This window comes from Halomonas sp. MES3-P3E, from assembly GCF_002836035.1.
In the GTDB taxonomy this organism is placed as follows: domain Bacteria; phylum Pseudomonadota; class Gammaproteobacteria; order Pseudomonadales; family Halomonadaceae; genus Vreelandella; species Vreelandella arctica.
The window spans coordinates 48261-59988 of sequence record NZ_PJBT01000182.1 but is presented as its reverse complement, the minus strand read 5'-3'; the positions used below and the strand labels follow the sequence as shown (position 1 = coordinate 59988).

11 protein-coding genes are annotated in these 11728 nt (G+C 54.8%); 4 read left to right on the top strand and 7 right to left on the bottom strand.

Going from position 1 to position 11728, the window contains the following annotated elements; translation table 11 throughout:
- Window positions 1–4: 4 nt before the first annotated feature.
- The 4 genes from CXF87_RS12870 to hemE form a co-directional block, all read right to left on the bottom strand.
- Window positions 5–1195 (bottom strand): amino acid ABC transporter permease, encoded by a 1191-nt coding sequence (locus CXF87_RS12870; protein ID WP_101146859.1) that lies wholly within the window; start codon window positions 1193–1195, stop codon window positions 5–7.
- A 101-nt stretch (window positions 1196–1296) separates the two neighbouring features.
- Window positions 1297–2322, bottom strand: coding sequence for an amino acid ABC transporter substrate-binding protein (locus CXF87_RS12865; protein ID WP_101146858.1), 1026 nt, complete (start codon window positions 2320–2322; stop codon window positions 1297–1299).
- Window positions 2323–2567: 245 nt separating this feature from the next.
- Window positions 2568–3434 (bottom strand): polyamine aminopropyltransferase, encoded by an 867-nt coding sequence (speE, locus tag CXF87_RS12860; protein WP_101146857.1) that lies wholly within the window; start codon window positions 3432–3434, stop codon window positions 2568–2570.
- Window positions 3434–4546 carry a uroporphyrinogen decarboxylase gene (gene hemE, locus CXF87_RS12855; protein WP_101146856.1) on the bottom strand — a complete coding sequence of 371 codons (1113 nt, stop codon included), beginning with the start codon at window positions 4544–4546 and terminating at the stop codon, window positions 3434–3436. The genes speE and hemE overlap by 1 nt, the downstream gene beginning before the upstream one ends.
- A 311-nt stretch (window positions 4547–4857) precedes the next feature.
- Here hemE and ribA point away from each other — a divergent pair, with 311 nt between their 5' ends.
- From ribA to trhA, 4 genes are all read left to right on the top strand, one after another.
- Window positions 4858–5493: a GTP cyclohydrolase II gene (gene ribA / locus CXF87_RS12850; RefSeq protein WP_101146855.1), complete on the top strand. Its 636-nt coding sequence runs from the start codon at window positions 4858–4860 to the stop codon at window positions 5491–5493.
- Window positions 5494–5623: 130 nt separating this feature from the next.
- On the top strand, window positions 5624–6793 hold the full coding sequence (locus CXF87_RS12845; RefSeq protein ID WP_101146854.1) for a zinc-dependent alcohol dehydrogenase: 1170 nt from the start codon (window positions 5624–5626) through the stop codon (window positions 6791–6793).
- A gap of 22 nt (window positions 6794–6815) precedes the next feature.
- Window positions 6816–7340: a hypothetical protein gene (locus CXF87_RS12840; RefSeq protein ID WP_101146853.1), complete on the top strand. Its 525-nt coding sequence runs from the start codon at window positions 6816–6818 to the stop codon at window positions 7338–7340.
- A gap of 206 nt (window positions 7341–7546) precedes the next feature.
- Complete coding sequence (trhA, locus tag CXF87_RS12835) at window positions 7547–8224, top strand: PAQR family membrane homeostasis protein TrhA (protein ID WP_101146852.1); 678 nt, start codon at window positions 7547–7549, stop codon at window positions 8222–8224.
- On the opposite strand, the gene CXF87_RS12830 is transcribed toward trhA, so the two are convergent.
- The 3 genes from CXF87_RS12830 to dxs form a co-directional block, all read right to left on the bottom strand.
- Window positions 8221–8844, bottom strand: a complete 624-nt coding sequence (locus tag CXF87_RS12830; protein WP_101146851.1) for a glutathione S-transferase family protein — start codon at window positions 8842–8844, stop codon at window positions 8221–8223. The two genes, trhA and CXF87_RS12830, sit on opposite strands and share 4 nt — an antisense overlap.
- An 84-nt stretch (window positions 8845–8928) precedes the next feature.
- Window positions 8929–9693 carry a co-chaperone DjlA gene (gene djlA / locus CXF87_RS12825; protein ID WP_101146850.1) on the bottom strand — a complete coding sequence of 255 codons (765 nt, stop codon included), beginning with the start codon at window positions 9691–9693 and terminating at the stop codon, window positions 8929–8931.
- 58 nt (window positions 9694–9751) lie between these two features.
- Entirely contained in the window at window positions 9752–11677 is a 1926-nt protein-coding gene (gene dxs, locus CXF87_RS12820) for a 1-deoxy-D-xylulose-5-phosphate synthase (RefSeq protein WP_101146849.1), read from the bottom strand.
- Window positions 11678–11728 lie beyond the last annotated feature (51 nt).

Below are 11728 nucleotides of genomic sequence, written 5' to 3'. Positions count from 1 at the left end.
CGGCCTAGCGTTCGACCAGCGCAACGCGAGCGTTGAACCAGTTCATGAGCATGGACACCAGCAAGCTGATGATGAGATAGACCGCCATGGTCATGGCAATGACTTCGATTGCTTGACCGGTCTGGTTGAGCGTGGTGCCAGCAAAAACCGACACCAGGTCGGGGTAACCAATGGCGGTGGCCAGAGAGGAGTTTTTAATCAGGTTGAGATATTGGCTGGTGAGCGGCGGAATGATGACGCGCAAGGCTTGAGGAATCACCACCAGGCGCAGAACGAGTTTTCGCGGCAAGCTAAGTGCTTGGGCCGCTTCGGTTTGGCCATGGGGAATCGCTTGAATGCCCGAGCGCACAATCTCAGCAATAAACGATGCGGTATAAATGGAAAGCGCCAGCCACAGGGCCAAAAATTCGGGAATGATAGTAATACCACCGCCGAAGTTAAAACCACGCAGTACCGGCATTTCCCAAGTGACCGGAACGCCGGTCGCCACCAGTACCAGCAGTGGTAGGCCAAAAATAATCACCAGCGAGATCCAGAAAACCGGTATGCGTTTGCCGGTCGCTTCGTGGCGGCGCTTATTCCAGATGACCAACGCAATGCTGGCAATGATCGCTACCACAAAAGTAGCAGGGATCAATCCAAAGCCTGATTCAAACAGCGGTTGTGGCAAGTACAACCCGCGCACGTTCAGGAAAATGGCTTCGCCAAACGCCATGCTCTCTCTAGCGCTGGGTAAGGTCCGTAGTACCGCGAAGTACCAGAAGAAAATTTGCAGCAGCAACGGGATATTACGAAAGGTTTCGATATAGGCGTTGGCTAACTTGGCGATCAACCAATTGGGCGATAGCCGTGCAATGCCGACGATAAACCCGATAATTGAGGCGGCAATGACACCCAGCCCTCCGACCAGCAGCGTATTGAGCAAGCCGATCACGAAGGTGCGGCCGTAGGTGCTCTGGGAGGAGTACTCGATTAAGGTTTGACCAATACCAAAGCCGGCTGTGTTGCCCAAAAAGCTAAAGCCTGTGGTGATGCCGCGGGCATTCAGGTTGGCTTGGGTATTGCCGATAATATAGATCAGGAAAGCCGCCACAACGGCGACTAAAATGATTTGAAAAATAAGTGCGCGCTTAGCGCGGTCTCGCCAAAACGGCGGCTTGTGGCCGACGGGGCGAACGTTGGGTCTAACAGACATGGATGGCGTCTCCGCTACACGGAAGGTCAATCAGATGGCCCGCCATGCCCTTTAAACAGATACCTGCAAAGAGAGCGGCGGGCCGGGGTCAAGCGAGACGCTTAGCGAATCGGGGGAGCGTACTGGAAGCCGCCGTCTGTCCACAGAGCGTTAACACCACGCTCGATTTCAAGCGGAGAGCCCATGCCGACGTTACGTTCAAAGCTTTCAGCGTAGTTACCTACTTGGCTAATAATATTGTAAGCCCAGTCAGCTTCAAGGTTCATGCCTTCACCGTAGTTGCCGTCTTGGCCCAGCAAACGAGCGATGTTGGGATCTTCAGAGTTAAGCATCTCTTCAGCGTTTTCACTGGTGACGCCGTACTCTTCAGCATTGATCATCGCAAACAGTGACCATTTCACGATGTTGAACCAAAGATCGTCACCCTGACGAACCACAGGACCTAGCGGCTCTTTGGAGATGACGTCAGACAGGATCATCGAGGCAGAAGGATCGTCTAGCTGGATACGCAGCGCTGCAAGCTGAGAAGTATCAGAGGTCAGAACGTCACAGCGGCCGGCTTGATAGCCACCCACGGTTTGCTCAGAGGTATCAAATACGATCGGGTTGAATTCCATGTCGTTAGCACGGAAGTAGTCCGCCAGGTTCAGCTCGGTGGTGGTACCCGACTGGATGCAGATAGAGGCGCCGTTTAGCTCATCGGCACTGGTAATACCCAGATCGCGTGAAACCATGAAGCCCTGGCCATCATAGAAAGTAACGCCGGTGAAGTTTAGGCCCAGAGTCGTGTCGCGCGTGGTGGTCCAGGTGGTGTTACGTGACAGTACATCGACTTCACCAGACTGCAGGGCGGTGAAGCGCTCAACGGCATTTAGAGAAATGTAGTTAACGGCTTCTGAATCGCCGAGAACCGCTGCGGCGACTGCACGGCATACATCAACGTCCAGACCTTGCCAATTACCGTCGTCATCCGGTGCTGAGAAGCCCGGCAAACCATCGCTCACACCACACTGAACGGCGCCACGCTCAATAGTATCTTCTAAGGTGTCGGCTTGAGCAGTCGCCATTCCCGCTAGGCTCAGTGAACCAGCGGACGCCAGAAGCGCCAGGTGTTTTTTATTGAACATTTAGTTTCCCTCGAAGTGATTAACAACCGTCATTAAAATAGTTATGCATGCCGTAGCATGTAACTAAACCTAGCAAGGAAGATGCCAACAAGGGTACAGGCGTGAATTCAGCGCTTTTCAACGCTACTCAATGAATTCGAGACGAACGTCTAGGTGCAAAAAAATGTTACCACCCACCTCGCTTTGCACCTTTGTAGGGCAAGCTGAGGTGAGTGGTGACAGAAAGATACGCGGTGGGCGGACGTTTATTCGGTCGCGAATGCCTTGCGCATAAACGGAGGAAGGGCGAGCGCGCCGCGATGGGCATCAATGCTGTAGTACTCAAGCGGCAGCTCGTGGCTGGCGGCTGCCTGCTCGCGGAACGCATTCACATCAATGGCTTTACCCGCCAATGTCACACTCCACCAGCCTGATGGGTACACCGGCTGCGGGAAGGGCAGGGTGGCGACGCTGTCAAAACCCGCTTCCAGCATATCGTGGCGTAGCTCACGAATGATTGAACCCGTGTGGTAAAGCGGTGACTCGCTCTGCTGTACCATCACGCCGCCGCTTTTCAAAATACGGTGGCAGCGCTTGAGAAAGTCGGTTTTAAACAGCCCTTCCGCAGGGCCGACCGGGTCGGTTGAATCGATAATCAATACATCAATGCTCTCATCAGGTGCATCGTCTACCCACTTCACGCCATCAGCGAACAACAGCTCAGCGCGCGGATCATTATTCGATTCTACCAATGAGGGGAAGAAGCGCTCAGAAGCTTTCGTCACTTCTTCATCGATATCAATCTGGGTGACTTTCTCAACGCCTGGATGACGAAGTACCTCTTTTAAAGTGCCACAGTCGCCACCGCCGATAATCACCACCCGTTTAGGGTCTTGATGGGTAAACAGGGCCGGATGCGCAATCATCTCGTGATAGAGGAAGTTATCGCGATCAGTCAGCATCACACAGCCGTCCAGCACCATGAGGTTGCCGTAAGTCTCTGTGGCGTAGACCTCCAGGTGCTGGTATTGGCTCTGCACATCCAGCAGCTTTTCAGAGATTTTCAGCGAGAAGGCGCTGCCATGGCTATCAAAGACTTCGGTAAACCACTGGTCGTCGCGTAATTCGCTCATCAATTGGCTCCTGAATGCGGGGTGTGTGATTGGGTGGGGATATCCCGATGGTATTGTGGGCTGAGCTCATGCAGCGCCTCCATGAAGGCGGTGACGTTATCCGGGTTAGTAAACTGGCTAATACCGTGGCCCAGGTTAAACACATGGCCAGGGCCGTGGCCGTAGCTTTCCAGCACACGGGCCACTTCAGCGCGGATAGCCGAGGGGCGGGCAAACAGTACGTTGGGATCCAGGTTGCCCTGCAGTGCGACCTTATGGCCAACGCGGGCGCGGGCATCGGAAAGCTCGGTAGACCAGTCGATGCCCAGGGCATCGGCACCGGCGCAAGCGATATGCTCAAGCCACTGGCCGCCGTTTTTGGTGAACAGAATCACCGGCACGCGACGACCGTCGTGTTCGCGAATCAATCCTGAAACGATCTGCTCCATATAGCGCAGCGAAAATTCCAGGTACGCAGGCGTGGATAGCGCGCCGCCCCAGGTATCAAAAATCTGTACCGCCTGGGCGCCAGCGCGAATCTGCGCATTCAGGTAATCGGTGACCGCATGGGCCAGTGTATCCAGCAACTGGTGCATGGTATCTGGCGTATCGTAAAGCATGGTTTTCAGGTGGCGGAAATCCTTGCTTGAGCCGCCCTCCACCATGTAAGTCGCCAGGGTCCAGGGGCTGCCGGAGAAGCCAATCAGCGGCATGCGGCCGTTCAACTCGCGGCGAATGGTCGACACCGCACGCATTACGTAATCCAAGTCACGCTCGGCATCGGGCACGCTCAGTGCAGCGACTTCTTCCTGCGTGCGCACGGTTTTGCGAAATTTGGGGCCTTCGCCGGTTTCAAAGTAGAGCCCCAGGCCCATGGCATCTGGAATGGTTAAAATGTCCGAAAACAGGATCGCGGCGTCCAGCGGATAGCGCTCTAAAGGCTGCATGGTGACTTCACAGGCCAGATCATGATTACGGCACAGGTCCATAAAGCTGCCCGCATCGGCACGGCTGGCGCGGTATTCCGGCAGGTAGCGGCCCGCTTGGCGCATCATCCATACGGGTGTGCGGTCAACGGGCTGGCGCGCTAATGCGCGAAGGAAACGGTCATTTTGTAACGGTGTGGTGGTCATAAATGCTTGCTCTTAAGAAATTTGCCCGCATGGTACTTGTAACAGTGCTTGGCATCGTACTTGAAACAGTACTTGAAACAGTACTTGGGGTCGTATTGGAAACCATATGCGAGCAATTGTACTTGAAGATAGGCGCTAGGGCGGCGTAACCGGTGGCAAAAAATCGTCGCACCCGATCAATTTTTCTCCTCTAATTAGCCAACTTTAGCTGCGTTGCCATCGTGAGGCGGGCGCCGCTTCCTGTTAGAATACTTGCCCATTTTGCCAACACTGGTGTGGTTAACTGGTTTGGTCAATCAGCGAGGTAACCTGTGACCATTCGCTTTATTGCCGCTTCCCAACTGCCCACCCCCTGGGCAACCTTTACGATGCATGGCTTCGAAGATGAGGCCACTGGCAAGGATCATATCGCCTTAACGCTGGGTGATGTGACCGGCGACGCACCGGTACTGGGGCGGGTACATTCTGAATGTTTGACCGGCGATGCGCTCTTTTCCATGCGCTGCGACTGCGGCTACCAGCTGCAGGAAGCGCTCAAGCGTATCGCGGAAGAGGGGCGTGGGGTGCTGTTTTATCTGCGCCAAGAGGGCCGTGGCATAGGCCTGTTAAATAAAATTCGCGCTTATCATCTGCAGGACCAAGGAGCTGACACGGTCGAAGCTAACGAGCAGCTTGGCTTTGGTGCTGATATGCGCCGTTATGATCTGTGCGTGCCTATGCTCAACCATCTCGGCATTACCTCACTACGGTTGATGACTAATAACCCACGCAAAGTGGATGCTTTGACCCGCGATGGAGTGAACGTGGTGGAGCGCTTACCGATCACCACCGGTCTGAACCCGCATAACGAGCAGTACCTTGCCACTAAAGCGGGCAAGCTCGGCCATATGATGGCCCTGGATGACTTTACCCAAGCCAGCGATGTGGATATTGAACGTAAGGGGTGATGATTAGCGAATAAGGCGATAACCGATCCGGAAACTTGCTTTTTTTTAAGCTTTTTTGCCCGGCAACTGAGCTATGTTGATACATAGCAGGATGCTAACCCAGGGGTATAAAGGTTAAGGAGAAGCGACGATGAAAGCACTTTGCTGGCATGGTAAAAACGACGTTCGCTATGACACGGTACCGGATCCACAAATTGAGCACCCACGCGACGCTATCATTAATGTAAGTAGCTGTGCTATTTGCGGCTCTGATCTCCACCTTTACGATCACTTCATACCGTCTATGGAGTCGGGAGACGTGCTTGGCCATGAGTTTATGGGCGAAGTGATGGAGGTAGGCAGCGAAGTAAAGAATTTAAAGGTAGGTGATCGTGTCGTAATTCCCTTCACTATCTTTTGTGGTGAATGCGAGCAGTGCCAGCGTGGCAATTATTCAGTCTGTGAGCGCTCTAATCGCAATAAAGCATTGGCTGATAAGGCGTTTGGGCATGGTGGTGCGGGATTATTTGGCTATTCCCATCTCACTGGCGGGTACGCAGGCGGCCAAGCTGAATTTGTCCGGGTACCATTTGCTGATACCACCCATATTAAAGTGCCCAGTACGCTCACTGACGAACAAGTACTCTTCCTAGGCGACATTTTCCCCACCGGTTGGCAGGCGGCGGTGCAGTGTGACATTCAGCCTACCGATACGGTGGTTGTTTGGGGCGCTGGGCCGGTAGGCCAGTTTTGTGTTCGCAGCGCTGTGCTGCTGGGCGCAAAGCAAGTGGTGGTGATCGATAATGTCCCCGAGCGGCTCGCCATGGCAGAAGCGGGCGGCGCTATCACCATTAATTTTGATAAAGAGAGCGTGCTGAGCCGCCTGCAAGACCTGACCAACGGTAAGGGGCCAGAAAAGTGTATTGATGCGGTGGGCCTGGAGGCACACGCTACCCGTTCGCTGGACTCCATGTACGATCGCGTTAAACAAGCCATGTTGTTGGAATCCGACCGAGCCCACGTATTACGCGAAATGATCTACGTCTGTCGCCCTGCGGGAGTGCTCTCTATTCCCGGCGTCTATGGGGGCTTGGTGGATAAACTCCCTATTGGTGCGTTAATGAATAAAGGGCTGACGGTGCGTACCGGCCAGACACACGTTAATCGCTGGACCGATGATCTGCTGCGGCGTATTGAAGAGGGCCAAATTGACCCCTCATTTGTTATTACTCACTCCGTTGGCCTAGAGCAAGGGCCCGAAATGTATAAGACCTTCCGCGATAAACAGGATGGTTGCGTCAAGGTAATTCTTCAGCCTTGAATACACCGACATGGAGGTAGGTATGCATAAGCACACAGACATGACCCAGTCGCAAAGCTCAGCGGATAAACTGGCGCGGGGGCTCGGCTGGCTAAGCCTGGGTGTCGGGCTTTATCAACTGCTAGCGCCAGAAAGGATTACCCGTGAGCTCGGTATGCAAGGCAGCGAAAACAGCCTGCGTGCCTGCGGGGCGAGAGGTGTAATAAGTGGTATCGGCGCGCTTTCAGATAACCCTACACCTGCAATATGGAGCCGCGTTGGCGGCGATGTGTTAGATCTTGCGGCCCTCTCCTTTGCACTAAAGGATAAGCATAATCCCAAGAAGCAGAACGTTTACCTGGCGTTAACCGCGGTGGGTATTCTCACTGCCATTGATTATGCCTGTGCCAAGGCGTTGAGCCAGCGCCATGCCTATCAAGGGGGCGCTACTCCTGATTACCGCTATCGAAGTGGCTTTCCCCAAGGGTTAGCAAGTGCGAGCGGTGCTGCGCTAGGTTTTCAAGTGCCCGCCGATATGCAGGATGCTTTACCCTCGCCAACGCTTTAAAAAGATTCCCATTGCGTGCATTGGTAGAATTTCTTCTCCAATCAATACCGAGCCTGGCTTTATTTTTCGGGCTCGGCTTTAGTTGCTTTGTTTCTATTTGCTTAAACTAAGGAACAAACTGCCGCTAGCACTCTCTTTATAGTCAGCTACTCGCTATTTTTTACATGACTGATATAAGTTAATAAGGGCGTTTAGAGGTGCCAAGTTTGAAAAATACCGATATCGACGACTCGCTGGGCGAATTCAGCGTTATTGAAGAGTGGCTGCACAGTATTACCCACGGGATTGGTGCCGCGCTTAGTTTGGTAGGTATGGTGGTCTTGCTCGTAGTGGCGAGCTTAGCGGCGCACGTCGACCCATGGAAGGTGGTTAGCCTTAGCCTGTACGGCACTACGCTGGTACTGCTGTATACCGCTTCGACCCTTTATCACGGCATTCCGCATCGGCGTTGGAAGCTGCGTTTTCAACTACTTGACCACTGCGCGATTTATCTCCTCATCGCGGGTACTTACACGCCTTTTTTATTGGTGAACATGCGCGGCCCCACCGGGTGGATACTATTTACTGCTGTATGGTCGCTCGCGTTGGCGGGCATTGTCTGCAAACTATGTTGGCCGCATCGCTTTGCGGTATTGCGCGTCACGATTTATTTGCTGATGGGTTGGATGATATTACTCGCCGCAGAAGAAATGGCGGCCAATTTGTCATCAACCGGCATCACCCTACTGGCCGCGGGCGGCATCACCTACACGCTCGGGGTTATCTTCTACGCCGTGCGTGCCATCCCCTATAACCATGCTATTTGGCATCTGTTTGTGATCGCTGGAAGCGTCTGCCACTACTTTGCTATTTATAGCGCGGTTCTCCCCGCTACGTCTGCTTAACCCTCAGCGGCGGCTTTCTCACGCGCGACGGCTTTAGCCATGGCGGGACGCTTGATATGCCGCTCGCGGTAAGCTAGTAGCGGCTCGGGCAGGCGATGCTTCATGCTGGCCGCCCAGGAAAGGGTATGAGTCAGAAACAGATCCGCCAGAGTAAAGGTGTTACCTACCAGATATTCCTGTCCGTTATAACGGCGCGCCAGGGCACTTATTGCACGCTGAAATTCCCAGGCACAAACTGGCAAAATAGCAGGAACGCGCTTATCAGCGGGCAAGGCAAACTTATGCTTGGCCTGATTCCACAGCGGCTGCTCAATTTCCGTCACGATAAAGCTGAGCCATTGATCAACTTGGGCACGGGCCGCGGGGTCGCTGGGCAGCAGTGTGCCATCGCCATAGGTCTCGGCCAGATAGCGACAAATAGTCGCCGACTCAAATAGATGCACATCGCCATCTTCAATGACCGGTACCTTGCCGTCCGGGTGGCGCGCCAAATGCTCGACCGTTTGGCCCTCGCCTTTATCCAGCGCCACGTGCTGGCACTGGTACTCAAGGCCAAGCTCTTCAAGTACCCACGCCACTCTTAACGAGCGCGACTGGGGGAAACTATACAGCGTGATCATGGCGTGCTCCTGACGAAAACAGTCGATGCTTCAATCTAGCGGGCGTTAGCGAACCTGTCGATTATCTTGTTGTTAAGGCTGCCTTTAGGCGCTGCCCCTCGCCGTACGTATACGCTCGTAGGCGTTGCCGATTTCGCTGGTACGCGCTTGGGCAATGTCGCGCATGCTGTCGGGCAGGCCTTTACCCGCCAATTTGTCGGGGTGGTTTTGGCTCATTAGACGACGGTAAGCCTTCTTGATCTCAGCATCGCTGGCGTCATCGGAAACCCCCAGTACGCGATAAGCATCTTTTAGGGCTTCTTCGCTGGCGCCTTGGGAGTTAGCAGCAGCGCCGTGGAGCATCGCTTCGATCTGCTGTAGTTCGGTATCGCTGCAACCCACGCCACGGGCAACGCGCAGGATCATCTCTTGTTCAGCTGGATGGAGCACACCGTCCGCGGCGATGGCCGAAAGCTGGACTTGGATAAACACTTGGCGCAGCACCGGTTGACGCTGGGTGAGGCGGTTAACATTGGCCAATTCGGCGTCTAAGTTGAAGTCATCGGCGCGGCCACGCTCAAAGGCGGCGCGGGCCTTGGCGCGTTGTTCACCCTGCAGATGCATCTGATCAAACAGTTTCTCGGCTACATCCAGCTCGCCATCGGTTACTTTGCCATCGGCTTGGCACAGGCAGCCCATGACCGAGAAGATCGATTCAAGAAAACCTTCCTGAATACGCATTCGGGCGATATTCAAGCGACGACTGATGCGTCGCCCCAACCACCAGCCCAAGCCGCCGCCAATCAGAAGCCCCACCGGGCCACCAAACGCAAGACCGATCAGGCCGAAAATAACAATAAGCAGTAGCATATAAATCTCAAAAGTAGTTTAAAGGTAATGCCTGATGGCAACCGAATAGCAATAAGTTTTAGGGCAGCCGGACACGAATAGCGCGCTCGATGCCTTCAATATCCAACTGGCAGTCGGCAAGTAGCTGCGCTGGCGTGCCGTGCTCGACAAAGGCGTCAGGCAAGCCGAGATTAAGCACTTCCACCTGAACGCCTTCGGCGTGGAGCAACTCATTGACAGCGCTGCCTGCGCCACCCGCAATCACGTTCTCTTCCAGTGTTACCAGCAGTTCATGTTCGTCGGCGGCGTGTAGCACCGCATCCCGATCGAGTGGCTTGATGCTGCGCATATTGATATGGGTGGCATTGAGCCGTTCGGCGACGTCGGCGGCAGCGCTATTCATGCTGCCAAACGCCAACAGCGCAATGCGAACGCCGTCGCTTGAGGTGTTTCGGCGTACCTCGGCTTTGCCAATCGTTAGCGGCTCAAGGTGGGCGGGAATCTCCACGCCGGGGCCGGTGCCGCGTGGGTAGCGCACCGCAGCGGGGCCAGGATGATGGTAAGCCGCACTGAGCATGGCGCGGCATTCGGCTTCATCCGCCGGGGCCAGAATCACCATGCCGGGCACACAGCGCAGGAACGAGAGATCCATGCTGCCGTGGTGCGTGGGGCCGTCTTCGCCCACTAAGCCTGCACGGTCAATGGCAAAGGTGACATCCAGGTTCTGCACCGCCACATCATGAATTAACTGATCGTAGCCGCGTTGTAGAAAGGTAGAGTAAATCGCCACCACTGGTTTCATGCCTTCGCAGGCCATACCTGCTGCGAGCGTGACGGCGTGCTGCTCGGCAATCGCGACATCGAAATAGCGTTGCGGGTACTCTTTAGAGAAGCGAATCAGGTCGGAGCCCTCGCGCATCGCGGGGGTAATGCCCATCAAGCGCGAATCAGCCGCAGCCATATCACAGAGCCAATCACCGAACACATTGCAGTATTTTTTCTTGGCTGCGGCTTGTTTAATAATGGGTTTTTTGGCGGCGCCGTTACTGGCAGCAGCGCTGGGCTTTTCCAGCTTGGTAATGGCGTGATAGCCAATCTGGTCGGCCTCTGCAGGCAAGAAGCCTTTACCTTTTACCGTTTTGATATGCAGGAACTGCGGGCCGTCGAGGTCGCGCAGGTTTTCCAGCGTATCGGTTAGCGCGTTGAGGTCGTGGCCATCAATGGGGCCAACGTAGTTAAAACCCATCTCTTCAAACAGCGTGGCGGGGCTGACCATGCCTTTCATATGCTCTTCGGTGCGCCGGGCAAGCTCAAGCGCGCCGGGCAAATGAGAAAGCACTTTTTTGCCCTCTTCGCGTATTTTGAGATAGGGCTTGCTGGAGAGCACGCGGGCAAGATAGGTCGCCATGCCGCCGACGTTTTCGGAAATCGACATTTCGTTGTCGTTAAGCACCACCAGCAGGTTGGCGTCTACGTGGCCTGCGTGGGCCAGGGCTTCAAAGGCCATGCCGGCGGTTAGCGCGCCGTCGCCAATGATTGCACACACGCGCCGCTTCTTTCCCTGTGCCTTGGCCGCCAGCGCCATACCCAACGCCGCCGAAATCGACGTGCTGGAGTGGCCAACGCCAAAGGTGTCGTACTCGGATTCGGCACGGCGCGGAAACGCAGCCAAACCGCCGTGCTGACGAATACTCAACATCGTCTCACGACGGCCAGTAAGTATTTTATGCGGATAAGCCTGGTGACCAACGTCCCAGACTAAGCGATCATCGGGCGTATGGAAGGCGTGGTGTAAGGCAACGCTTAACTCGACCACGCCGAGCCCGGCGCCAAAGTGACCACCCGACACGCCCACGCTATATAACAGGTAAGCACGCAGCTCATCAGCCAGTTGGGCGAGCTGTTGGTCATTCATGGCCCGCAGGGCAGCGGGGTGATCAAAGGAGTCGAGCAGCGGCGTTGCGGGCCGCTCACGGGGAATCTCGTCGAACAGCTTCATGGGCATGTTTTCATAGGCATGTTTTCATGGGTATTGTATTCAAGAACATCGTATTCA